This window comes from Sphingomonas canadensis, from assembly GCF_026013525.1.
GTDB classification, from domain to species: domain Bacteria; phylum Pseudomonadota; class Alphaproteobacteria; order Sphingomonadales; family Sphingomonadaceae; genus Sphingomonas; species Sphingomonas canadensis.
Window position 1 is genome coordinate 760,997 of record NZ_JAPDRA010000001.1, and the last position, 23,921, is coordinate 784,917.

At 70.5% G+C, this 23,921-nt stretch carries 16 protein-coding genes; 5 read left to right on the forward strand and 11 right to left on the reverse strand.

The window, feature by feature from the left end:
- Positions 1-4 precede the first annotated feature (4 nt).
- On the reverse strand, positions 5-1,486 hold the full coding sequence (amaB, locus tag OM513_RS03710) for an L-piperidine-6-carboxylate dehydrogenase (RefSeq protein ID WP_264942774.1): 1,482 nt from the start codon (positions 1,484-1,486) through the stop codon (positions 5-7).
- A gap of 102 nt (positions 1,487-1,588) precedes the next feature.
- Here amaB and OM513_RS03715 point away from each other — a divergent pair, with 102 nt between their 5' ends.
- Together OM513_RS03715 and pdeM are read left to right on the forward strand one after the other, a co-directional pair.
- Complete coding sequence (locus tag OM513_RS03715; RefSeq protein ID WP_264942775.1) at positions 1,589-2,041, forward strand: hypothetical protein; 453 nt, start codon at positions 1,589-1,591, stop codon at positions 2,039-2,041.
- 32 nt (positions 2,042-2,073) lie between these two features.
- Entirely contained in the window at positions 2,074-2,736 is a 663-nt protein-coding gene (gene pdeM, locus OM513_RS03720; protein WP_264942776.1) for a ligase-associated DNA damage response endonuclease PdeM, read from the forward strand.
- Positions 2,737-2,906: 170 nt separating this feature from the next.
- On the opposite strand, the gene OM513_RS03725 is transcribed toward pdeM, so the two are convergent.
- The 5 genes from OM513_RS03725 to OM513_RS03745 form a co-directional block, all read right to left on the reverse strand.
- A complete protein-coding gene (locus tag OM513_RS03725; RefSeq protein WP_264942777.1) occupies positions 2,907-3,623 on the reverse strand; it encodes a head GIN domain-containing protein in 717 nt (238 codons plus the stop codon).
- 138 nt (positions 3,624-3,761) lie between these two features.
- Positions 3,762-4,295 carry a CarD family transcriptional regulator gene (locus OM513_RS03730; protein ID WP_264942778.1) on the reverse strand — a complete coding sequence of 178 codons (534 nt, stop codon included), beginning with the start codon at positions 4,293-4,295 and terminating at the stop codon, positions 3,762-3,764.
- Positions 4,296-4,541: 246 nt separating this feature from the next.
- A complete protein-coding gene (fdxA, locus tag OM513_RS03735) occupies positions 4,542-4,880 on the reverse strand; it encodes a ferredoxin FdxA (protein ID WP_264942779.1) in 339 nt (112 codons plus the stop codon).
- Positions 4,881-4,944: 64 nt separating this feature from the next.
- Positions 4,945-5,247 (reverse strand): S4 domain-containing protein, encoded by a 303-nt coding sequence (locus OM513_RS03740; protein WP_264943037.1) that lies wholly within the window; start codon positions 5,245-5,247, stop codon positions 4,945-4,947.
- 13 nt (positions 5,248-5,260) lie between these two features.
- Positions 5,261-7,789 (reverse strand): helicase-related protein, encoded by a 2,529-nt coding sequence (locus OM513_RS03745; protein ID WP_264942780.1) that lies wholly within the window; start codon positions 7,787-7,789, stop codon positions 5,261-5,263.
- Positions 7,790-8,065: 276 nt separating this feature from the next.
- On the opposite strand from OM513_RS03745, the gene OM513_RS03750 reads away from it, so the two are divergent.
- On the forward strand, positions 8,066-9,487 hold the full coding sequence (locus tag OM513_RS03750; RefSeq protein ID WP_264942781.1) for a M23 family metallopeptidase: 1,422 nt from the start codon (positions 8,066-8,068) through the stop codon (positions 9,485-9,487).
- A gap of 55 nt (positions 9,488-9,542) precedes the next feature.
- On the opposite strand, the gene OM513_RS03755 is transcribed toward OM513_RS03750, so the two are convergent.
- The 5 genes from OM513_RS03755 to OM513_RS03775 all read right to left on the reverse strand — a co-directional run bounded on the left by OM513_RS03755 (position 9,543) and on the right by OM513_RS03775 (position 15,642).
- Positions 9,543-11,177 (reverse strand): ATP-binding protein, encoded by a 1,635-nt coding sequence (locus OM513_RS03755; protein ID WP_264942782.1) that lies wholly within the window; start codon positions 11,175-11,177, stop codon positions 9,543-9,545.
- A 240-nt stretch (positions 11,178-11,417) separates the two neighbouring features.
- Positions 11,418-12,197 carry a TIGR02186 family protein gene (locus tag OM513_RS03760; protein ID WP_264942783.1) on the reverse strand — a complete coding sequence of 260 codons (780 nt, stop codon included), beginning with the start codon at positions 12,195-12,197 and terminating at the stop codon, positions 11,418-11,420.
- Positions 12,194-13,108 (reverse strand): sulfite exporter TauE/SafE family protein, encoded by a 915-nt coding sequence (locus OM513_RS03765; protein ID WP_264942784.1) that lies wholly within the window; start codon positions 13,106-13,108, stop codon positions 12,194-12,196. Before OM513_RS03765 ends, OM513_RS03760 begins: the two co-directional genes overlap by 4 nt.
- Before the next feature lie 129 nt (positions 13,109-13,237).
- Positions 13,238-14,260: a hypothetical protein gene (locus OM513_RS03770; protein WP_264942785.1), complete on the reverse strand. Its 1,023-nt coding sequence runs from the start codon at positions 14,258-14,260 to the stop codon at positions 13,238-13,240.
- Positions 14,257-15,642 (reverse strand): glycosyl transferase family protein, encoded by a 1,386-nt coding sequence (locus tag OM513_RS03775; RefSeq protein ID WP_264942786.1) that lies wholly within the window; start codon positions 15,640-15,642, stop codon positions 14,257-14,259. The genes OM513_RS03770 and OM513_RS03775 overlap by 4 nt, the downstream gene beginning before the upstream one ends.
- A 146-nt stretch (positions 15,643-15,788) precedes the next feature.
- On the opposite strand from OM513_RS03775, the gene OM513_RS03780 reads away from it, so the two are divergent.
- Positions 15,789-21,551: an alpha-2-macroglobulin family protein gene (locus OM513_RS03780; RefSeq protein ID WP_264942787.1), complete on the forward strand. Its 5,763-nt coding sequence runs from the start codon at positions 15,789-15,791 to the stop codon at positions 21,549-21,551.
- Positions 21,548-23,836 (forward strand): penicillin-binding protein 1C, encoded by a 2,289-nt coding sequence (gene pbpC, locus OM513_RS03785; RefSeq protein WP_264942788.1) that lies wholly within the window; start codon positions 21,548-21,550, stop codon positions 23,834-23,836. The genes OM513_RS03780 and pbpC overlap by 4 nt, the downstream gene beginning before the upstream one ends.
- Positions 23,837-23,921: the final 85 nt, after the last annotated feature.

The following is a 23,921-nucleotide window of genomic DNA, read 5'->3' on the forward strand; positions in this document are numbered from 1 at the left end:
AACCCTAAACCTCGAATTCCACGCCCTGGGCCAGCGGCAGGCTGCGGCCAAAGTTCACATTCTGGGTCTGGCGGCGCATGTACGCCTTCCAGGCGTCCGATCCGGACTCGCGGCCGCCGCCGGTTTCCTTCTCGCCGCCGAACGCGCCGCCGATCTCCGCGCCGCTGGTGCCCATATTGACGTTGGCGATGCCGCAATCGGACCCGGTGGCCGAAAGGAACGCCTCCGCCTCGCGCAGGTCGTTGGTCAGGATCGAGGAGGACAGGCCCTGGGGCACGTCGCGCTGGAGCGCGATCGCCTCCGCGAAATCCGAATAGCGCAGCACATAGAGGATCGGCGCGAAGGTCTCCTCGCGCACCAGATCGCTCTGCCCGGGCATCTCGGCCAGCGCGGGGCGGACATAGTTGCCGTACAGATGCTCGCCGCCGGTGACCGTGCCGCCCTCCGCCCGCGCGCGTTCGAGAGCGGTCGCCATCGCGGACACCGCATCGCCGTCGATCAGCGGCCCCACCAGCATGCCGGGCGCGCGCGGATCGCCGATGGGGAGCGAGGCATAGGCGCGCTTCAGCCGCGCCAGCAGCGCATCGCACACGCTTTCATGCACGATCAGGCGGCGCATGGTGGTGCAGCGCTGGCCGGTGGTGCCCGCGGCGCCGAAGGCGATGGCGCGCACCGCCAGGTCCAGATCGGCGCTGGGGGCGACGATGGTGGCGGCGTTGCCCCCCAGCTCAAGCAGCGATCGGCCCAGCCGTGCCGCCACCGCCTGCGCCACCGCACGGCCCATCGGCACGCTTCCGGTGGCCGAGACGAGCGGGATGCGCGGATCGGCGGCCAGCACGGCGCCGGTATCCCGTCCGCCGGGAACGAGCTGGGACAGGCCCGCGGGCGCGCCGCATTCGGCCGCCACGCGATCGAACAGCGCGTGGACGGCGTGGGCGGTGACGGGGGTCTTCTCGCTCGGTTTCCAGATCACGCTGTCGCCGCAGACCAGCGCGATCGCCGCGTTCCACGCCCAGACCGCGACGGGGAAGTTGAACGCGCTGATGATCGCGACCGGCCCCAGCGGGTGCCACATCTCGCGCATGTGATGCTCGGGCCGCTCGCTGGCGATGGTGAGGCCGTAGAGCTGGCGCGAGAGCCCGGTGGCGAATTCGCAGATGTCGATCATCTCCTGAACCTCGCCCACGCCCTCGGACAGCGGCTTGCCCGTCTCGATCGCGACCAGGCGGCCCAGCGGCTCGCGCTGTTCGCGCAGCGCGTCGCCGAAGCGGCGGACCAGCGCGCCGCGGACCGGCGCCGGAACGCTGCGCCATTCGGCGAAGGCTGCGGCGGCGCGCGCGATCGCGGCGTCCACGTCCGCCGCATCGGGCACCAGCGGCATCGCGCTGCCGTCGATCGGCGAGGGGCGGCCGCCCGGCGCGAGCGGGCAGCCGAGGGTTTCGAGGAGGGCGGCGGCTTCGGCGCCTGCGGCAGGGAGCTGGGTCATGCCCCGTCGTGGCGCAGCCCGCGCCGCCGCGCAACGCCCGCGGCTACCCCGGGCCGCCGCCTTCGGCTATCGTGGCGCCCGGACATCAGGGGGAGCAGGACGATGCAGCGACGCTGGCTCTTCACCGCCGCACTTGCCGCGGCGATCGGCGGATGCGGCGGCCCGGGGGCGGCCCCGGCCAACAATGATTCGGGCGCCGCGCCGCCGCCCGCCAACCAGGAGGCCGAGCGGCCCCAGCCCAGATCGACCGCGGCGCCGGGCAGCACCGAGGCGTGGCTGACCGGAAGCTGGTCCTATGGCGAGAGCTGCGAGACCGATTTCGCGGTCCACTACAATGCGGACGGGACGCTGAGCAATTACGAGGACGAGGGCCGCTGGACCGTCGCGGGCGACATGGTGACAGAGACGATCACCGAACGGCTGACGATGGGCGAAGGCGACGGGCCGGAGAAGCTCGCCAAGCCGGAGGTGCGCACCTACAAGGTGACGCGGATCGACGACAGGCACGGCGAGTTGCTGTACCAGGGCCGCAAGATCCCGATCCTGCGCTGTTGACGCGGGGGCCGGGGCGGCGCTAGCCACGGGCCATGGTTCCCCTTTCGTTCGCTGGGCATGATCTGGCCGCGCTGCCCGATGGCGCGCTGTTCTGGCCCGCGCGCCGCGCGCTGCTGGTGGCCGACCTGCATTTCGAAAAGGCAAGCTGGTTCGCAAAATCCGGGCAGATGCTGCCGCCCTATGATTCGATCGCCACGCTGGGCGCGCTGGCGGCGCTGGCGGAGCGGACCGGGGCGGCGGAGCTCTGGTGCCTGGGCGACAGTTTCCACGATACGGACGGCTGCGCGCGGCTGCCCGATCGCGCGCGGGCGATGCTGGCGGAGATGACCGCGCGGATCGACTGGCGATGGATCACCGGCAACCATGATCCGGTGGTGGCAGAGGCGGTTGGCGGCACCGTGATGGCCGAGGCGGAGGTGGACGGGCTGGTGCTGCGGCACGAGGCCGATCCGGGCGATCCGCGGCCGGAGCTTTCGGGGCATTTCCATCCCAAGCTGCGCATCGCGTCGCGCGGGCGGCACGTGTCGCGCCGCTGCTTCGTGGCGACGGCGCGCAAGCTGATCCTGCCCGCGTTCGGCGCGCTGACCGGTGGATTGGACGCCGGGCATCCGGAGATCGTGCGCGCGGTGGGCCGCGGCGCGGTGGCGCTGGTGGCGGTGGACGGGCGGCTGCTGCACTTTCCGCTTGCCGCCTGACCGCGCGGGCGAGCAGATCTGGCCAGGCGAGATGTCTGCGGCAGCTGGCGCGAAGCGCTCCTTATGGTTTCCTTCGTGGCTTCGTGGCTTCGTGCGAAATCGACTCTTCCTTCTCGCACGAAGCCGCGTAGAGCGGGCTTCCGCGCGCGGGCGCCGTCTCGATTCCGGATCTAGCTGCAGCGCGCCTTGCCGCTGCCGACGGTGTTGATCGCGCAGCGCGCCCCGCCGGTCAGCTCGACGTCGCCCGATCCGACGATCGAGATGCTGGCGCCGCCCTTCACCACGCCCTTGAGGTCGCCCGATCCGGCGAGCGAGATAGCGGCGCTGGCCGCGGTCAGCCCCTGGGCGTCGATATCGCCCGAACCGGTGATCGATGCTTCGAGCTGGTTCGCGGTTCCGGCCACCTTGAGCGATCCCGATCCGGCGATCGAAAGATTGGCGTTGCCGCCGGCCAGCGCGCCGACGCTGAGATCGCCCGATCCGGACACCGATCCGCTGAAGTCGCCTTCCGCACGCTCTACGGTGAGGTTGCCCGATCCGCCCAGGCTTGCCGCGGTGAGCCGCGGCAGCGTGACGTGTATCTTCGCGCCGCGATCATGCTGGAACCATCCGCTCTGCGGCTTGCGGCTGACGCGCAGCTCGCCGTTGACGACGCGGATATCGAGCTGGTCGAGCAGCTTGGAATCGCCCTCCGCCCGCACCGAGAATTTGTCGGCGATGCGCACGTCGACGTCGTCCGATCCGCTGAGCAAGACGCTGGTGAAGCCGTCCGCCGCGAATTCGCGCGTCGCGCCCGATCCGGATGCGGCCGCGGCCTTGCCCTCGCGTTCCCAGTTGGACTGGCAGGCGGCAAGCGGCAGGACGGCGAGGAGGAGCAGGGCGCGCATGTTTCTCTCCGGCATATGTGTGTTGCCAGAGCAATACACCAAATCGCGCGCAAAGCAAAGGGGCGGCGGGATCGCCTCCCGCCGCCCCTTTGTCTTGCGTTGCGCCGGGCGGTGCTGGCCCGCCCGGGGGGCGCCGGATCAGGCAGGCACCTTGTCCTTGTTGTGGATCGCCGCGGCCTTGCGCAGGATGTCGTGGATCTTGTCGAGCGCGCCGCGCTCGTCGGTCTCCTCCATCGCGCCGAGTTCGCGCGCCAGGCGGCTGGCGGCGGCCTCGAAGATCTGGCGCTCCGAATAGCTCTGCTCGGGCTGGTCCTCGGCGCGGAACAGGTCGCGGACCACCTCGGCGATCGACACCAGGTCGCCCGAGTTGATCTTCGCCTCATATTCCTGCGCGCGGCGCGACCACATGGTGCGCTTGACCTTGGGCTTGCCCTTCAGCGTGTCGAGCGCTTCCTTCAGCGTCTTGTCGCTGGAAAGCTTGCGCATGCCCACGCTCTCGGCCTTGTTGGTCGGCACGCGGAGCGTCATCTTCTCCTTTTCGAAGCGGAGCACGTACAGCTCAAGCTGCATGCCCGCGATTTCCTGCTTCTGGAGTTCGATCACACGGCCCACGCCGTGCTTGGGGTAAACGACATAATCGCCGACATCGAAGGACAGCGCCTTGGCAGCCATTTGCGTATTGCCTTTCGTGAATCACCGGCCCCGCAAAAAGGGATGCCCGCCGCGTGCGCACTAAGGCGTTGCGACGAACCTTTGGGGGCAACTTCGCTTGCGTCTCCGGGCGGAGGGGAAAGTGTTCCTCCGTCCTTTCCTATTTAACACGTGTGCAATAAAATTACCAGCACAACGTCACGCTCCCGCGCGTGAATTTTTACGCGCGGGCGGGGATTTGCAGCGAATCGGGTAGCTTTGGCTGCGTCAGCTTCCCTTGCCGGGCTCCGCGGAGAAATATTTGTCGAACTTATCCGACTCGCCCTTGTGCGCGTCGGCATCGGCGGGGGCGTCGCCCTTCTGGGTGATGTTCGGCCACTGCTCCGAATAGGTGCGGTTGAGCTCGAGCCACTTCTCCAGCCCGCTCTCGGTATCGGGCAGGATCGCCTCGGCCGGGCATTCGGGTTCGCAGACGCCGCAGTCGATGCATTCGTTGGGATTGATGACGAGCATGTTCTCGCCCTCATAGAAACAGTCGACCGGGCACACCTCGACGCAGTCCATATACTTGCAGCGGATGCAGGCGTCGGTGACGACATAGGTCATGGTCGGGGTCCCCTGAATGCGGCGATCTTCGCGGCAATCCTGCTATGCGCGCGATTTGGAGGCGTCAATCAAATGGCTCGTTTTGCGAGCCATTCTCAATCTTTAGCGGTTCGGCCGCGCGCAGGTCTGCATAGCAGGCACGGCCCTCGGCCGGCGGGCCGCGGCGCGGCGGGAGCCGCTCCACGCGCACCACGCGCACCTGCCCGCGATGATCGGCGAAGGCGATCACGCTGCCGATCCGCACGGGAGCATGGGCGCGATCGATCCGGCGCCCGTCGATGCGCAGGTGGCCCGCCTCCGCCAGCGCCTGGGCATGGCCGCGGGTGCGGGTGAGCCGCGCGAACCACAGGAAACGGTCCAGCCGCATCGCATCGCCCGGCTCAGCCGCCACGCAGCACCTCCAGCGCGGCGAAGGCGCCCCCCGCGGGCGGCGGCGCAGGGGGCGCCGTGGGGGTGAGCCCTTGCCAGATCCAGCGTCGCGCCGCGCCCTCCGGCGTGCGCGCTCCCTTAAAGCCGAGCTGCGCCATCAGCCGGGCCAGCGTCTCGGGCGTCAGCCCCATCGAGGTGGCGAGCGCGGGATCGAGCGCGAACGCCTTGCGCCCGCCCGCCGCCTTGCCGCGCGAATCATGCGCGGCGCGGGCGATGCGCTCCACCAGGTCGATGCGCAGCGCCTGCGCGCCCAGCGGGCGGAAGCCGTGCTCCAGCGTGGCGCCGGGCGCGTTGCGGGGGAGCGACGATGCGCCCTCCGCCGGCCCCTCGCCCAGCCCCATCAGCAGGCGCCGCCAGCGCGCCGCGCCGGGCTTCAGCAGCGCATGGGCGAACAGATCGAGCGTGCCGATGGTGAAGCCCATCGCGCGCAGCGCCTTGCGCGCGGGTGGATCGAGCGCTTCCACCATCCGGCCTGCCGCGCGCCGGGGCAGCAGACCGCCCGCGGCGAGCAGCGCGCCCGCGATGGCGCGCAGCGGGGCGCCGGCGGACGAATCGCGCGATGCCGCATCGAGCCGGGCGAGCGCGGGCAGGCGGCGGGCGAGCTCGGCGGCGAACCAGCCCTCCAGCCGCGCCTGCACCGCCGATCGCGCGCGCGGATCGAGCACGTCGAGCGCACGATCGAGCAGGATGCGCGGGCGGGCCAGGCTGGGGCCGGGCTCCAGCCGCGCGACCGGGATGCCGATCCAGCGCAGCGTGCGGATGCCGTCCTCGGCCGCCAGCGCGAAATCGGTATCGGCCGCGGCGGCCAGTGCATCGGCGCGGCGGCGGTATTCGATCGCGAGGCGCTTCTCGGCGGCGGCGAACAACAGCCGCTTGTCGGCGGCGCGCGCATCGGGCGCCACGGCGAAGCGAAAGCCGTCGATCCGGCCCAGCGCATGTTCCTGCACGCTCACCTCGCCCTCGGGGTCGATCGTCACGGGCAGTTCGCCCGCGCCCGAGCCGATCTGGCGGAGCAGCGCGGTGGTCCGCTTGTCGACGAAGCGCTGGGTCAGGCTGGCGTGCAGCGCGTCGGACAGCTTCTCCTCGATCTGGCGGGTGCGCCCGGCCCAGTGCGCGGGGTCCTCCAGCCAGTCGGCACGGTTGGCGATATAGGCCCAGACGCGCACCGCCGCGATGCGGCCCGCGATCGTCTCGACATCGCCCTCGACGCGCTCCAGCCGGGCGATCTCGTCGGCGAACCACTGGTGCGGCACATGGCCCGCGCCCTCGCTCAGATGGCCGAACAGCCGCGCGACCAGCCGGGCGTGCGCGTCGGCGCCCAGCTTGCGGAAGTCGGGAACGCCGCAGGCCGCCCACAGCCGCGCCACCATCGCGGGCGAGCGGACGCGATCGCGCACCCAGCCCTCGTCCGCCAGCCGCTTGAGCACCGCCAGGTCCACCGCCTCGGGCGCCGGGCGCAGCACGGGGGACGAGGGGCGCGACTCCAGGCTGGCGATCAGCGAATCGAGGTCCGCCATGCCGGGCTCGCCCTCGCGCCAATAAAGATGTTCGAGCGGAGGCAGGTGGTGCGCCTCGATCGCCAGCACCTCCTCCGGCGTGAAGGCGTCCGGCCCGTCGTCATGCAGCGCGCCGAAGCTGCCGTCCTTCTGGTGGCGCCCGGCGCGCCCGGCGATCTGGGCCATCTCCGCCAGCGTCAGCCTGCGGCGGCGGCGGCCGTCGAACTTGTGGAGCGAGGCGAAGGCGACATGGGCGACATCCATGTTCAGCCCCATGCCGATCGCGTCGGTGGCGACCAGATAATCGACTTCGCCCGCCTGAAACATCGCGACCTGGGCATTGCGCGTGCTGGGGCTGAGCGCGCCCATCACCACCGCCGCGCCGCCGCGCAGCCGGCGCAGCGCCTCCGCCACGGCATAGACTTCCTCGGCCGAGAAGGCGACGATCGCGGACCGGCGCGGCAGACGCGACAGCTTGCGCGCGCCGGCATAGGAGAGGGTGGAGAAGCGCGGGCGGCCGATCACCTCCGCATCGGGCACCAGCGCCTTCAGCATCGGGCGCAGCGAATCGGAGCCGAGGATCATCGTCTCCTCGCGCCCCCGCGCGCGCAGCAGCCGATCGGTGAACACATGGCCGCGTTCCGGATCGGCGCCGAGCTGCGCCTCGTCCAGCGCCACGAAGGCCACGTCGCGGGGGAGCGGCCCGCCGCCGCCCGCGCCGCCGCCGATGGGCATGCTTTCGGCGGTACACAGGAACCAGCGGGCATCGCGCGGAAGGATCTTCTCCTCGCCCGTGATCAGCGCCACACGATCGCGGCCCTTCAGATTCACCACGCGATCATAGACCTCGCGCGCCAGCAGGCGCAGCGGAAAGCCGATCATCCCGCTGGAATGACCGCACATCCGCTCAACCGCCAGATGCGTCTTGCCGGTGTTGGTGGGGCCGAGAACGGCCGTGACGGGGGAACGGGCGAAGCGACTCATCGAACGCCGAAGATCGTTCCGAGTCGCCCCTTAAGCAACACCCCCGGATTGGCGATCGGCGTTAACCATGTTGGAATGCTTAATGAATATTCGTCCAGCAACCCTTCATCTTGGGTGTGGCACATCCCGCCGCACCTGTCGCGACAGCAGGGGTCGGTTAGTTTGACTTTAAGCCCTTCCTTCCACAGTCAACCTGTCCCTGCCGGGGGATACGGCATCAGCGACGACTTTTGGGGGCAGCGCGCCTTGTTTCAGCGCGACGATCAGGGATTGCCGATGGGGCCGAAGGGTCTGACGGATGCGTTCAAGCAGCGCTTCCCGGACTTTGAGGTCGCGCCCGATCTGGGCACGCGGATCGGCACGCTGGCCTGGTATCGCGGCGCCGCCACCTGCATGGGGCTGTGCGCGATCACGCTGCTGCTCTCGCCCGGATTCGAAAAGCCGATCTTCGGCCATGTGCCGCCCGCGCTGGCCGGCGCCGATTGGGAAGCCGCCAAGGCCCAGGCGATCGCCCCGCTGGAAAAAGGCGGCGCGACCGGCCACCGGCTGGCCGCGACCGAGCTGGTATCGCCGCTGGCGGACACGCCCGAACGGCCGGTGATCAACGTCAGCACGCGCCTGGCATCGGGCGACGGGCTGCTGGGCGTTCTCCAGCGATCGGGCGTGGGCGGCGGCGATGCCGATCAGGCGGTGGCGCTGATCCGCCGCGCGCTGGAGCTGGGCCAGATCCAGCCGGGCACCCCGCTCGACATCACGCTGGGCCGCCGTACCGACAAGGCGCAGCCGCGCCCGCTGGTCAACCTGGCCTTCCGCGCGCGTTTCGACCTGAAGCTGGAGGTTTCGCGCGGCGACGGCGCGCTCTCGCTCAAGCAGATCCCGATCGCGATCGACAATACGCCGCTGCGCATCCAGGGCGAGGTGGGATCGAGCCTCTATCGCTCGGCCCGCGCCGCGGGCGCCCCGGCCAAGGCGGTTGAGGCCTATATCCGCTCGATCGCGCCGCGCGCGCCGGTCGCCAAGCTGGGTTCCGGCTGCAAGTTCGACATCATCGTCGAGCAGGCCCGCGCCGAGACCGGCGAGATCAAGCTGGGCAACCTGCTCTATGCGGGCGTCACCGGTTGCAGCAGCAACGTCCAACTCGTGCGGATGACCGTGAACGGGCGCGACGAATGGTTCGATGCGTCTGGCCGGGGCGAGCGGCGCGGCAACATGGCGATGCCCGCCAACGGGCGAATCTCCTCGGGCTTCGGCGCGCGGCGGCATCCGATCCTGGGCTATGTGCGCATGCACAAGGGGATGGACGTGGCGGCCGCCTATGGCTCGCCGGTCTATGCCGCCACCGACGGCGTGATCGTCTTCGCCGGGCGCAACAGCGGCTATGGCAATTTCATCAAGGTCAGCCACGCCAACGGCTATGCCACCGGCTATGCGCACCTCAGCCGCATCGCCGTGCGCTATGGGATGCGGGTGAGCCGCGGCCAGGTGATCGGCTATGTCGGGTCCAGCGGCCTCTCCACCGGGCCGCACCTCCATTACGAGCTGTACAAGAACGGCGTGGCGATCAACCCGGCGTCGATTTCCTTCTCGACGCAGAGCCAGCTTTCGGCGGGCGACATGGCGGCGCTGAAGGCGCGGCTGGCGCGGCTGATGGCGGTTCCCGCCGGACGCGGGCCGGAACCGGCCAAGCTGGAAGACTGATCGCCCGGCACCGCAAGGCCGGCGCCGTTCCCTGCCTTCAGGACCGTGTGAAGCGTCAGCGCCCCTGCGCGCGCCAGCGGCGGATCGTGCGTTCCAGGATCGCGTCCTCGCCGCCGGTATCGCGCCAGAGCTGCGAAAACAGCGGGTCCTCGGACGCCGGGCGCTTTGCCTCGTCCAGCGCGTCGAACAGCAGGCGGACGGGCGTGGCCACGCCTTCGCCCACCGCGATGCATTCGCGGTTGCGCAGCGCGGGAATCGAATCGAGGAAGCCGCGCGCGCCCTCCGGCATCGCCGCGCGGACGAAGGCCTGGTCGCGCTCGTTGTTCAGGCGCATCGACAGGATCGTGCCGCACTGGGAGAGCACGCCTTCGGCCAGGTCCGACGGGCGCTGGGTGATCAGCCCCAGCGACACGCCGTACTTGCGGCCTTCCTTGGCGATGCGGCTGAGGATGCGGCCCACCGAGGAACGATCGGCGTTGCGCTCGCTGGGCACATAGCGGTGCGCCTCTTCGCAGACGAGCAGGATCGGCCGCTGCGGCTCATTGCGCGACCAGATCGCGAAATCGAACACCATGCGGCTGAGTACCGCCACCACCACCGAAGTGATCTCGCTGGGCACGCCCGATACGTCGATGATCGAGATCGGCTTGCCGTCGCCGGGCAGGCGGAAGATGCGCGACATGAAGCTGGCCATCGTATCCGCCACCAGCATGCCCGAGAACATGAAAGTGTAGCGCGGATCGGCCTTGATCTCCTCGATCTTGTTCTTGATGCGCAGATAGGGCGCCGTGTCGGTCGCCTTGTCCATCTTGCCCATCTCGTTCTGGAGGATCGTGGTCAGATCGGACAGCAGGTACGGGATGGGCGCATCGACGGTGAGCTTGCCGATCTCCGCGGCCAGGCGGTTCTTCTGTTTGGCCAACAGGATGCATTTGGCGAGGATGTCGGCATCGACCTGGCGGTCCGAACCCTCGGTGGTGAGGAACACTTCGCAATGTTCCTCGAAGTTCATCAGCCAATAGGGCATCTGAAGGTTGCTGACGTCGTAGAGCGCGCCGTTGCTCTTGAACGCGCTGCCATATTCGCCGTGCGGATCGACCATCACGATATGGCCCTGCGGCGCCAGCTCGCAGATGCGGTGGAGGATCAGCGCGGCGGCGGTGGACTTGCCGGTGCCGGTGCTGCCCAGCAGCGCGAAATGCTTGCCCAGCATCGAATCGACGTAGAGCGCGGCGCGGATGTCCTTCGTCGGGTAGACGTTGCCGATCTCCACATGCGCGCGATCGTCGGCGGCGTAGATCTGCTTGAGGTCGGAGGTGGAGACGGGGAAGACCTGGGCGCCGGGCACCGGATAGCGGGTGACGCCCCGGCGGAAGCGGAACAGCCGGCCGGTCAGCTTCTCCTCATCGCCTTCGCCGAGGAAATCGACCTGAGCCGCGATCCGGCCGGGATCGCCGTCGATCAGCCGCATGGTGCGCACGTTCGCGATCAGCCACACCGCGCCGACGCGCATCTTCACCTGGCTGCCCACCTGACCGGCATTGGCCAGCGCGGCATCGCTTTCGTGCGACAGCGCCGCCAGCGCCGCACCGTCGAATATCACCTGGCTGGAGGAACCCGCGATTTCCAGCACGGTCCCGATCGTGCGGCCCGCGGCCGTGGCGGCCGGCGCATTGCCGAGCCGGGGCATTGCCTCTCCCGTACCGGAGGACGCGGCCGTTGCCCGCGCCCCGAAATGTTGTTCCATCGGCTGTTCCCCGTTGCCGTGGCGATCATGGCAAGCGGAGGTAAAGATTAGGTTCTTGTCTGACTATGGAACCGCGGCGCGCTCGTCGAGCGGCACCGGCCCGCTCCCCCACCCGGCCTCCCACAAGATACTGGCGTTGGGAGGCCGGGTGGGGGAGCCGGCTGGGCCGCCACGCACAAGGCCCTACGCCCGCCGCCAGAGCGCCCCCGCCGCCCAGCCGAGCAGCACGGAGAGCGCCACCGCGGCCAGCCCATAGGGCACCGAATAATGCTCCGCCGCGTTGGCGACGAACCGCTCGAAGCCCGATTTGCGGATCTCGATCGGCCGCACCGCCGCCGCCAGCACGCGACCGTCGCGGATCAGGAAGGTCTCGGCCGTATAGCGCCCCACCGGCACGCGCGCCGGGATGCCCAGCCGCGCGCGATAGAGCACCCGACCGGTGATCTCCACCGCGCCCGGCGACTCGTAATAGAGGCCGTTGCGGCGGCGCAGGTCGACCAGCCCCGAATCGAAGCGCGCCTGGATGGCGGGCGCCGCGCCCGACGCGGGGGAAAGCTGGAGCGAATCGAGCCCCAGCTCATAGATGGCGCGGGTGCGCGCATCGACCAGCTCGCCGATCGGCCGCGACGATGCGATGGCGTAGAAGCTGGGCGCCGAGCGATAGCGCATGCGATCGGCGTTGACCCAGATGCCGGCCACCTTCTCCTTCTCGCGCACCAGCACCGACTGGACCGGCCCTTTCAGCACCACCACGACGTCGGCGGGCTTGTCCCCGGGTTCGGGCGCCTGTCCGCCGGGATAGACGATCGCCCCGAACAGCAGCAGATCCGCGCCGGTGAAGCTGTAGACGATCTCGATGTCGCGCTGGGATACGTCGGGCACCAGCACGGGCTTGGCCGGTTCCGCCTGGCCCAGCAGCGCGGGGGCCGCGATCGCCAGCAGCAGGGCGGCGGCGCGGCTCACATCAGCTCCACCGAATAGATCTCGTCCGGGCGCCAGGCGAGGCCCAGCAGCATGCGGAACGCGACCACCAGCACCATGAGCGCGAGTGCCAGCCGAAGCTGTTCGGGCCGCGCCCTCAGCGCCAGCCGCGCGCCGATCTGGGCGCCCGCCACCGACCCCAGCAGCAGCAGCGCGGCGAGCACGATGTCCACCGCCTTGGTGGTGGTGGCATGAACCATGGTGGCCCAGGCGGTGACGAACAGGATCTGGAACAGCGAGGTGCCCACCACCACCGCCGTTCCCATGCCGAGCAGATAGATCATCGCCGGCACCAGGATGAAGCCGCCGCCCACCCCCAGCAGCACCGTGAGCACGCCGGTGAAGAACCCCAGGATCAGCGGCGCGAGCGGCGAGATGTACAGACCCGATCGATAGAAGCGCCAGCGCAGCGGCAGCGCGGCGACCAGCGGGTGATGGCGCCGCTTGCCCGCGCGCATCGGCTTGCCCGCGCGCGCGGCGCGGATCGCCTGGACCGATTCGTAGAGCATCAGCCCGCCGATCGACCCGAGCAGCAGGACATAGACGATCGCGATCACCGTATCGATCTGGCCGCGCGCCTGGAGGAAGGCGAACAGCCACGCGCCCGCCAGGCTGCCGATCATGCCCCCGGCGACCAGCACGGCGCCCATCTGAACGTCGACCCCGTTTCGCCGGAAATGGGCGAACACGCCGGACACGCTGGCGCCGGTCACCTGGCTGGCGGCCGATGCGGCGGCGACGGTGGGCGGAATGCCGTAGACGATCAGCAGCGGCGTGGTGAGAAACCCGCCGCCCACCCCGAACATCCCCGACAGCAGGCCGACGCCGAACCCCAGCGCGACGATCACGAGCGCGTTGACCGAGAGATTGGCTATCGGAAGATAGAGATCCATGTCCGCCCGGCGATACCGTGTCGCGTCGCAGAGCAAAAGCCGGGGGGCGTTTTTTGCCTAGCCGTTTTCGGAACGCGCGCAGCCGCGGGTCGCGGGGCTGGTGCCGATTCCGCCAAAGGCGGACAGACTCTAGAAATCCCCGGAGAGCGTGAGCGCCAGCCCCGATCCCGGCCGCGCATCCCCCGCGACGCGCTGGCGCCAGTCGAGCGCGATGTGCAGCGATCCGCCCGCGGCGGGCACGGCCAGCGTTGCGGAAGGGCCGAGGTCCAGCCGCCCCGCGCCCCGCTGGGCCGCGCCCCAGGCGCCGCCGCCCACCGCAAGGCGCATGCCGCCCAGCGCCCCCACCGGCCGCGTGGCGCGTGCTGCGCCGTCGGCATAGGGCTCCTCGCGATCGCGCAGCACCACCCCGGCCTGGCCATAGCCTTCAAGGCGGAATCCGCCCGGCAGCCCTTCGCGATCGATCCCGCCGACCACGCCCAGCCCGGTTCCGCCCGGGCCGCCGTCGAGCGCCAGCCGCCGCTCGGCAGTGAGCCGGAGCGGCAGCGGCGTGGGCTGCCACTCCCCGCCGAGCGCCAACTCCGCGCCCCTGCCCGATAGCGGGGCGGTCACGCGGCCGTAGAGCGCGATGTGCTGCACCGGATCGATCGCATAGGCGATGCGCGCGCCCGCCTGGCTGCCGCCGAGCTGGCCCTCGCCGGGCGCGACCGGCGTGCCGCCTGCCGGGCGCAACGCGATCCAGCCGCTTGCCGACCAGCGCTGGTCCATCGGCACCAGCCGTGTCGCCACGGCCGGATCGCGCGTACCGCTCCAGTAGGCGGTGGCGGCGCGCAGCCCGGCGGGCGGGGCAGGATTGGCGGGGCCGCGCACCGAGAAGAGGTTGAGCATCGCAATCCGCATCCCCGCCGGATCGGGAGCGAATCCGGGAACGGGCGTGGCGCGGCGCGGGCGAGGGAGTGATGCGGCGCGCAGAGCGGCGGGCGCACTGGATGGCGGAGGCGAAGCGGCGGCCTCGGCCGGCCGGGGCAGCCCGGCGAACTCGCGGATCGCGGCGGGCAGCGATCCCGCCTGCGGCCACAGCAACAGGATGCGCACGCCCACCCATCCCGCGATCACCGCGGCCACGAAGCGCAGCGGGCGGCCCCGGCCGGTCATGCCGCGGCGGATTCCGCTTCGGGGAACTCATGCTCGGTCTTGTCCCAATGCGGGACACCACCCGCCAGCATGCGCAAATAGTCGAACAGCGCCCGCCGCGCCGCCAGCAGCGCGATCAGGTTGCCCACCAGGATGCGCGGGACGGATAGCGCCGCTTCGCGCCAGCCATAGGCGCGGCGCACGATCGCCGCGCGCACCGCCACGCGCCAGCCGAGCAGCGCCAGGTTGAGCCCCAGCAGCCAGCGCACCTCCGGCGGCGGCACCGGCGCCTGGGTGGTGGCGGCGGCATGGCCCAGCAGCGAAAGGCCCCATAGCAGCAGCGCGCAATAGGCGGTGGCCAGCACCGGAATCTCCAGCGTCGCGCGGCGATCGCGCATGCGCATCCAGTGATCGCCGATCTGGCGCCCGCGCGCCCATCCGGTGCGGTCCCAGCCCGCCAGCGCGATCCCGGTCATCCAGCGCGCCTTCTGGCGTACGGCGGCGTGCAGCGTGGTGGGGAAATAGGCGCGCACCGCCACCGGCGGGCCGCCCGGCGCCTCCGGCACGCGGACCAGCCGGCACCGCCCGCCCATCGCGGCGATGGTGAGCCCCAGCTCGTAATCCTCGGTCAGGCTGGCGGGATCGAAGGGTGCTCCGCGCGCCGCGGCGACGCGCGCCAGCATCTCGCGCCGGATCGCGCAGCCCACGCCAGCCAGCGGCAGCCCCGCCCCCACCGCCTGGCGCACCAGAAGCTGCTTGGCGTGCGCCTCGGCGAACTCGTCGCAATAATGGCCCGACACCCAGCGCGACCGGCGATGGCGCAGCGGCAGCACCGGGATCTGCACCGCGTCCAGCCCCCGCAGCCGGTCGGCATAGACGCGCAGCTCCAGCGGGTGGACGTAATCCTCGGCGTCATGGAGCACCACGGCATGGACGGTTATGCCCTCGGCCGCTTCCTCGCGCAGCATCGCGCGCCACATGGCGTTGAGGTTCGCGGCCTTGGTGGTCGGCCCCGGATCGTCGCCGATCACCAGCCGCACGCGCGCGTCCCCGGCGGCGACATCGGCCACCGCACGGATCGTTCCCGGATCGTTGGGATAGGTGCCGACATAGATGCGGTAATCGGGATGATCGAACGCGGCCAGCGCGCGGCGCAGCATCGCGCCGATCACCCGCTCCTCACGCCACACCGGCACGAACACCGCGATGCGGCCCGGCGGCACCGCATCGGGCAGCGCGGGTTCGGGGGCACCGCGGATGCGCCCGCGCAGGCGGCGGAGCAGGTACAGGACGTCCACGGCAAGATCGTCCAGCCCGCCGACGAGGAACCAGATCGCGGCGAACAGCATCGACTCGCGCGCGGCCACGTCGATCGCGGCGACGAGGATTCCCGCATCCCCCAAGACAGCCAGTTCCCCCATCCGATTCGGATGCGTCACTATCCGATCCGGAGGTTCGGCGATCAAGGCACGGGCAGGTCAGGGTTAATTTCGGCGCTGGACACGGCCCCGCACGGGGCTAGTCTCGCTGCGCCTTAGGGGAGCCCATCATGAAGATCGCCATGCGTCTCGCAATACTGGCTCTTGCGGCGGCGCCGCTGGGCGCCATCGCCGCCTTTGGCGACAACAGCCCCCAGGTCGAGATGGCGACCCCCGGCGTGGGCAATGGGGCGATCGAGCGTTTCACGGTGCGCTTCACCCAGGCGATGGTGCCGCTGGGCGATCCGCGCGCGGCATCGCCGTTCGAGGTGACCTGCCCCGTGGCGGGCGAGGGGCGCTGGGTAGACCAGACCACCTTCGTCCATGAATTCGCCACGCCGCTCCCGGGCGGGGTCACCTGCACCTTCAAGCTGCGCGACAAGCTGCGCAGCCTGGGCGGGTATGACGTCACGGGCCAGCGCGAGTACAAGGTGGACAGCGGCGGGCCGATCGCGCGCGCCGTGCTGCCCAGCCGCTATGGCGGCGAGATCGAGGAGGACCAGGTGTTCCTGGTCGCGTCCAACATGAACGTCGATCGCGCGTCGGTGGCGGCCGGGGCCTATTGCGCGGTGGACGGGCTGGGCGAGAAGATCCCGGTGGACGTGCTGGGCGCCGAGATACCGGGCAAGCTGCTCGCCGATCTGGGCACCGATCGCTGGGAGGTACGCAGCTTCCTGGAGGAAGCGGGGCTGCCGCAGGCGCTGCCCGCGGCCGAGGCCGATCGTACCAAGGCGACCGAGAGTGTCACCGCGCTCAAATGCCGCCGCCCGCTGCCGCCCGGGCGCGACGTATCGCTGGTGTGGGGCAAGGACATCAAGAGCCCGTCGGGCCGGCTGGCCGGGGCCGATCAGCGGTTCGACTTCTCGGTGCGCAAGCCCTTCTCCGCGCGGTTCGAATGCTCGCGCGTCAATCCGCAGGCCGGGTGCAGCCCGGTCGAGCCCGCCTGGGTGCGCTTCACCGCGCCGATCGCCCGCACCGATGCCGAGGCGATCCGCCTGAAGCTGCCCGACGGCAAGGAGGTGACGCCCGAGATCACCGAGAAGAATGCCGCCACGGTGAGCGAGGTGCGGTTCAAGGCGCCGCTGCCCGCCGCGGTGACCGCCAAGCTGGTGCTGCCGGCCAAGCTGGCCGACGCGAGCGCGCGGCCGCTGTCCAACGGCGAGCGCTTCCCGCTCGACGTGCGGTTTGACGATCCGCCGCCGCTCGCCAAGTTCGCCGCCGGCTTCGGCATCCTGGAGGCCAAGGAGGGCGGCGTGCTGCCGCTCAGCGTCCGCAATGTGGAGGCCAAGCTCTCCGGCGCGCAGCTCGCGCTCGCGGGGCAGAGCCTGAAGGTCGATTCCGATGGCGAGATCGCCAAATGGCTGCGCCGAATCGAGGACGCCAACGACCGCAAATATGACGAGATCAAACGCGGCAAGGAGACGGTGCGCGTCAACCAGACCGGCGCCAAGCCGCTGCTGATGCCCAACAGCGGCAGCGGGTTCCAGGTCGCGCTCGATGGCGGCGGCAAGGAATTCGAGGTGATCGGCATCCCGCTGGCCAAGCCCGGATTCTATGTGGTCGAGATCGCCTCGCCGCGGCTGGGCGAGGCGCTGCTGGGGCGCAAGGCGACGCGCTATGTCTCGGCCGGCGCGCTGGTCACCAACATGGCGGTCCATTTCAAATGGGGCCGCGAGGGTTCGCTGGTGTGGGTCACTGCGCTCGACAGCGGCGTGGGGCTGGGCAACGCGCAGGTGCAGGTCACCGATAGCTGCACCGGCCAGTTGCTCGCCAAGGGCACGACCGACGCCTCCGGCCGCCTGGGCGTCCCCGGCGCGCTGCCCGAGCCGGAGACCTGGTCCGACTGCGACGAGAACAGCGCCCATGCGCTCATGGTCTCCGCCCGCTTGGGCGACGATTTCAGCTTCACGCTGACCGATTGGGGCGAGGGCATCCGGCCCGACGACTTCGACCTGCCCTATGGCTGGAACGCGCCCGAGGAGATCTTCCACACGATCTTCGATCGCGCGCTCGTCCGCCAGGGCGAGACGATCAACATGAAGCATGTCGTGCGCAAGCCGATCGCATCGGGCTTCGCCTTCGGCAAGGCGTTCGCAGGCAAGCTGCGCCTGTCGCACCGCGGATCGGACACCCAGTTCGATCTGCCGCTGACGATCGACGCCAACGGCACGGGCGAGACGAGCTGGACCGCGCCGCAGGGCGCGCCGATGGGCGATTACGACCTGCAGGTCGTGCTGACCGAGAAGGGCGCCGACGGAAAGGACGCCGAGCGCACGATCTGGACCGAGCAATCGTTCAAGGTCGACGAATACCGGCTGCCGACGATGAAGGCGAGCGTGGCCGGCCCGCAGGACGCGCTGGTGCGCCCGGCGGGCGTGCCGCTGGACCTGTTCGTCGGCTATCTGTCGGGCGGGGGCGCATCGAACCTGCCGGTCGAGCTGCGCGTCGGCTATTTCGACGGGCTGGCGACGCCCGCGGGCTATTCCAGCTACAGCTTCGGCGGCCGCGCGATGACCGAAGGCACGCGCCCGATGAATGGCGATGGCGAGGACGAGGAGGTGCCGCTGCCGCCTACCCAGACGCTGCCCGTCACGCTGAACGGCGAGGGCGGCGCCCGCGCCACGGTGGAGGTGCCCGCCACGCTGGAACTGGGCGCCAACATGCTGGTGGAGATGGATTATCAGGACGCCAACGGCGAGATCCTGACCGCATCGCGCCGCATCCCGCTCTACGCCTCGGCGGTGCAGCTCGGCGTCAAGTCCGACGGCTGGCTGATGAAGCAGGACGATCTGCGCCTGCGCTTCGTGACGCTGGACACCACGGGCAAGCCGGTGGCGGGCCAGACGATCCAGGTCGAGCTCTACAGCCGCGAGATACTGACGGCGCGGCGGCGGCTGATCGGCGGCTTCTATGCCTATGAGAACCAGGTGAAGACCACCAAGCTGGCCGCCGCCTGTTCCGCGACCAGCGATGCGCAGGGCCTGGCGCAATGCGCGATGAGCCCGGGTGTTTCGGGCGAGGTCTATGCCGTCGCCACCACCAAGGACGCCAACGGCAACGTCGCGCGCGCGGTCCATTCGGTGTGGCTGGCCGGCGAGGACGAGCTGTGGTTCGGCGGCGACAACGGCGATCGCATGGACGTGATCCCCGAGAAGACCGAGTATAAGGCCGGCGAGACCGCGCGCTTCCAGGTGCGCATGCCCTTCCGCGACGCGACCGCGCTGGTCACCGTGGAGCGCGAGGGCGTGCTGAGCAGCTTCGTCGTCGGGCTGACCGGCACCGATCCGGTGATCGAGGTGCCGATGCCCGCCGATTATGCGCCGGACGTCTATGTCTCCGTGCTGGCCGTGCGCGGGCGCATCGGCGGCTGGTCGAGCTGGAGCGCGGACGTGGCGCGGAGCTGGGGCCTGCCCTTCTCCAAGGACGGCGGCGCCCCCACCGCGACGGTGGACCTCGCCAAGCCGAGCTATCGCCTGGGCATCGCCAAGGTGAAGGTCGGCTGGGAAGGCCACCGGCTGGGCGTGGCCGTGAAGGCGGACAAGGAGAAATACGCCGCGCGGGATATGGCGAACGTCGATCTGGAGGTGAAAACCCCCGACGGCAAGCCCGCGTCGAGCGCCGATGTGGCCTTTGCCGCGGTGGACGAGGCGCTGCTGCAGCTTGCCCCCAACGATAGCTGGAATCTGCTTGGCGCGATGATGGGCGATCGCCCGCTGTCCGTGCTGACCTCCACCGCGCAGATGCAGGTGGTGGGCAAGCGCCACTATGGCCGCAAGGCGGTGGAGGCCGGCGGCGGCGGCGGCGGCGACCTTTCGGGGCTGAACCGCGAGAATTTCCAGCCGGTGCTGCTGTGGAAGGGCAAGGTGGCGCTCGACGCCAACGGCCGTGCCCGGGTTCAGGTGCCGCTTTCGGACTCGCAGACCTCGTTCAAGCTGGTTGCCATCGCCACCGACGGCACCGGCACCTTCGGCACGGGCGAGGCCAGCGTGCGCACCGCGCAGGACCTGAGCATCTTCTCCGGCGTGCCCCCGCTGGCGCGCACCGGGGACCGGTTCGGCGCGATCTTCACGCTGCGCAACGGATCGGACAAGCCGATGCGGGTGACCGCGGAGGTGGCGCTGAGCCCCGCCGTCGCCACCGGCAAGCCGCTGACCGTCGATATCCCGGCGGGCGGATCGGTGCCCGTGGTGTGGAACCTGACCGCGCCCGAGACCGAGGGCGAGCTGAACTGGACCGTCACCGCCAAATCGGCCGACGGCAAGGCCACCGACAAGGTGACCGTGAAGCAGGAGATCGCGCCCGCGGTTCCGGTCGAGACCTGGGCGGCCACGGTCGCGCGGGTGGGCGACAACACCAGCTTCACCATCGCCCCGCCCGCGGGCGCGCTGCCCGGACGCGGCAGCGTGAACATATTCCTGGCCGACACGCTGGCGCCGCCGTTGGCGGGGGTGCGCGACTTTATGCTCGCCTATCCCTATGGCTGCCTGGAGCAGCGCACGTCGAAGGCGATCGCGCTGGGCGATACCGCGGGATGGAACCTGATCGCCAGCGAGCTGCCCGCCTATCTGGATAGCGACGGGCTGGCCCGCTATTTCGCAAGCAACGACCTGCCCGGATCGGAGGCGCTGACCGCCTATCTGCTGTCGATCACCGCCGAGGCGGGGCTGCCGCTGCCCGATGGGCCGCGCGGCCGGATGATCGAGGCGATGAAGGCCGTGCTCGACGGTCGGCTGCGGCACGAGGACTATGGCGACGCGCGGCTGCGCAAGGTTGCCGCCTTCGCGGCGCTGGCGCGGCAGGGCGCGGCCACCGCGGCGATGAACGGCCAGCTCGGCATCGGCATGAACGAGATGCCGACGGCGATCCTGGCCGATTATGCCGCGGCGCTGGGCCGCGTGCCCGATCTGGCCAACGGCGTCGCGCTGCGTGCCGAGGCGGAGCGCATTCTGCGCACCCGCCTGGTCTATGAAGGCACGCGGATCGACCTGGGCGACAAGGGCAATTCGCCCTGGTGGCTGATGTCTTCCGACGACGAGGCGGCGATCAAGCTGGCGCTCGCCACGCTGGGCCGTCCGGCCTGGCAGAACGATGCCGCCAAGCTGATGACCGGCGTGGCCGCGCGCCAGTGGCGCGGGCGCTGGGACACCACCACGGCCAATGCCTGGGGCACCGTGATGGCGCGCAAGTTCATGGCGCTCTATCCGGCGCAGGCGATCGCGGGAGTGACCACCGCGACGCTGGGCACCCAGACGCTGAGCTTCACCTGGCCGGTGGCCGAGCCGCAGCGCAGCTTCGCCTTCCCGCTGCCCGCCGCCACCACGCCGATGCCGATCCGCCAGACCGGCGGGGCCGGCCCCTGGGCGCTGGTATCGGTGAAGGCGGCGGTGCCGCTCACTGCGCCGCTCAACGCGGGCTACAAGCTCAGCAAGCAGGTGGAGGTCGTGCAGGCCTATAAGCCTGGCGAACTGCACCGCGGCGACGTGGTGAAGGTGACCATCACCGTCGAGGCCTCGGCCGAGCGCAACTGGGTGGTGATCAGCGACCCGGTGCCCACCGGCGCCACCGTGATCGGCGGGCTGGGTGGCCAATCGGAAATGCTCAACGCCGCCGCAGGCAGCAGCGGGGCGGCATCGCCCAGCTATGTCGAACGCGGGCGTGACGCCTGGCGGGCCTATTACGGCTGGGTGCCCAAAGGCAGCTTCACGGTGAGCTATGTGATGCGGCTCAATTCGGCGGGCACGTTCAACCTGCCGTCGACGCGGGTGGAGGCGATGTATTCGCCCGAAATCCGCGCGGCGGCCCCCAATGCGGCGATGACCGTGGCGCAACGGTGACGCTGGACCGGGTTCGTGCGTATCTGACTGCCGGCTTCACCCGCATCCGGGCGGGGGCCGTGGCGCTGGCCGGGCGGATGCGCCCGGCCGCCGCACGGGGCTGGGCCGCGCTTTCGGGCTGGGCACGCGCGCGCTGGGACGAGATCGGCGAGCATGGCTGGGGCAGCCTGTTCACGCGGCGGCGGATCGCCTGGGCGGCGGGCGTCGCCGCGCTGGCGGGCGTGATCGCGGTGGACCTGGCCACGCTGCCGCCCGAACTGCCCGGCTATGCCCAGGCGCGGGCGGGCTGGGCGCCGTCCGAAAGCTGGCTCTATGATCGCGACGGGCGGCTGATCGATAGCAGCCGCATCGACTATCGGGTCCGCCGCCTGGCCTGGACGCCGCTGGCGGAGGTGGCGCCGGCCGCGCGCCAGACGATCGTCGCGGCGGAGGACCGGCGCTTCCAGGAACATGGCGGGGTCGACTGGTGGGCGATCGGCGGGGCGCTGCGCGACTGGTGGAGCGGGCGGCGCACGCGCGGGGCGAGCACGCTTTCGATGCAGGTCGCGGGTTTCCTGACGCCCGATCTTTCGGCGCCGGGATCGCGCAACTGGCTCGACAAGCTGCGCCAGATGCGCGCCGGATGGGCGATCGAGGGCCGCTGGAGCAAGGACCAGATCCTGGAGGCCTATCTGAACCTGGCCGGTTTCCGGGGCGAGGCGCAGGGGATCGGCGCGGCGGCGCTGGGCCTGTTCGGCAAGACCCCCGCGGCGCTGACGCGCGACGATGCGCTGCTGCTCGCCGCGCTGCTCCCCGATCCGGGCGCCAAGGCGGATGGAATCGCGCGCCGGGCCTGTGCGATGGCGCAGGAGAAGGATTGCACGCGCTTCGCGGCGCAGGCGGCGACGATGCTTGGCCCCGCGCGCAGCCTGGCGCTGGACCCGGGCCTGGCGCCGCACCTGGCCGACAAGCTGCTCGATAAGCCCGGCATGCGCGTGACCACCACGCTGGACGCGCGCATCCAGCGGCTGGCGATCGAGGCGCTACGGCGCCAGCTCATGGGGCTGGGCGGCACCCGTGCGCGCGACGGCGCGGTGCTGGTGGCCGACAATGCGACCGGCGAGGTGCTGGCCTATGTCGGCGGGATCGGCGGCAATTCCACCGCGCCTGCGGTGGACGCGGTGTCGCGCAACTATCGCCAGGCGGGATCGACGCTGAAGCCGTTCCTATATGCCCAGGCGATCGAGAAGGGCTATCTGACCGCCGCGTCGATCCTGGACGATTCGCCGGTGCAGCTCGACACCGATTCGGGGCTGTACGTGCCCCAGAATTACGATCGCGCGTTCAAGGGGCCGGTGAGCGCGCGGATGGCGCTGGCGGGATCGCTCAACGTGCCCGCGGTGCGCACGCTGCTGCTGGTGGGGGTGGAGGCGTTCCGCGACCGCTTGTTCGACACCGGCTATGCCGGGCTGACCGAGGCGGGTGACTATTACGGGTACAGCCTGGCGCTGGGATCGGCGGAGGTGACGCTGTTCGAGCAGGTGGCGGCGTTCCGCAGCCTGGCGCGCGGCGGGCGCTGGGGTCCGCTCAAGCTGGTGCCCGGCGATCCTTCCGCGCCGGTGCGGCGCACCACCACGCCCGAGGCGGCGTGGATCGTCGCCGACATCCTGTCCGATCCCAATGCGCGTGCGGGCACCTTCGGCGTCGATTCGGCGCTGCGGCTGCCCTTCTGGGCGGCGGCGAAGACCGGCACGTCAAAGGCGATGCGCGACAATTGGTGCATCGGCTTTTCGGACCGGTTCACCGTGGGCGTGTGGATCGGCAACCTGGAAGGCGATCCGATGCGCGCTGTTTCGGGAACCAGCGGCGCGGCGCCGGTATGGCGCGACATGATGATCGCGCTTCATTCCGGCAGCGCCAGCCGCGAGCCCGCCCCCCCGCCAGGCGTCGAGATGCGCCAGATACGCTTTGCCGGCGGGCTGGAGCAGCCGCGGCGCGAGTATTTCCTGAAGGGAACCGGGCTGACCGAAGTGGCGGTGGCCCCGCCCGAATCGCGGCGGCCGCGGATCGTGAGCCCGGTGGCGGGCAGCGTCTATGCGCTCGATCCGGACATCCCGGCGGATCGCCAGCGCATGGCGATCACGGTGAGCGGCGCCACGGCGGGCCACCGGCTGGTGCTCGACAACCAGGATCTGGGAACCGCCGATTCGCGTCCGATGCTGGCCGCCGCGCGCGGGCGCCACCGGCTGCGGCTGGTCGATCTGTCGGGGCGGACGGTGGATCAGGTGATCTTTACGGTGCGCTGAGCGAAAAAGAATCGAACCAATTCGCCGCTGGAACGTTTGCCGCAGAGGTCCCACCCCCCTTTCGGGACCGGTGCCGCGGGCACCC

Coding starts and splice junctions, on each gene's coding strand:
- OM513_RS03715 (WP_264942775.1), top strand. CDS start 1,589: ATGCAGCGACGCTGGCTCTTCACCGCCGCACTTGCCGCGGCGATCGGC.
- OM513_RS03725 (WP_264942777.1), bottom strand. CDS start 3,623: ATGCGCGCCCTGCTCCTCCTCGCCGTCCTGCCGCTTGCCGCCTGCCAG.
- OM513_RS03780 (WP_264942787.1), top strand. CDS start 15,789: ATGAAGATCGCCATGCGTCTCGCAATACTGGCTCTTGCGGCGGCGCCG.
- OM513_RS03730 (WP_264942778.1), bottom strand. CDS start 4,295: ATGGCTGCCAAGGCGCTGTCCTTCGATGTCGGCGATTATGTCGTTTAC.
- OM513_RS03740 (WP_264943037.1), bottom strand. CDS start 5,247: ATGCGGCTGGACCGTTTCCTGTGGTTCGCGCGGCTCACCCGCACCCGC.
- OM513_RS03755 (WP_264942782.1), bottom strand. CDS start 11,177: ATGCCCCGGCTCGGCAATGCGCCGGCCGCCACGGCCGCGGGCCGCACG.
- amaB (WP_264942774.1), bottom strand. CDS start 1,486: ATGACCCAGCTCCCTGCCGCAGGCGCCGAAGCCGCCGCCCTCCTCGAA.
- OM513_RS03770 (WP_264942785.1), bottom strand. CDS start 14,260: ATGACCGGCCGGGGCCGCCCGCTGCGCTTCGTGGCCGCGGTGATCGCG.
- pdeM (WP_264942776.1), top strand. CDS start 2,074: ATGGTTCCCCTTTCGTTCGCTGGGCATGATCTGGCCGCGCTGCCCGAT.
- fdxA (WP_264942779.1), bottom strand. CDS start 4,880: ATGACCTATGTCGTCACCGACGCCTGCATCCGCTGCAAGTATATGGAC.
- OM513_RS03765 (WP_264942784.1), bottom strand. CDS start 13,108: ATGGATCTCTATCTTCCGATAGCCAATCTCTCGGTCAACGCGCTCGTG.
- OM513_RS03750 (WP_264942781.1), top strand. CDS start 8,066: ATGGGGCCGAAGGGTCTGACGGATGCGTTCAAGCAGCGCTTCCCGGAC.
- OM513_RS03745 (WP_264942780.1), bottom strand. CDS start 7,789: ATGAGTCGCTTCGCCCGTTCCCCCGTCACGGCCGTTCTCGGCCCCACC.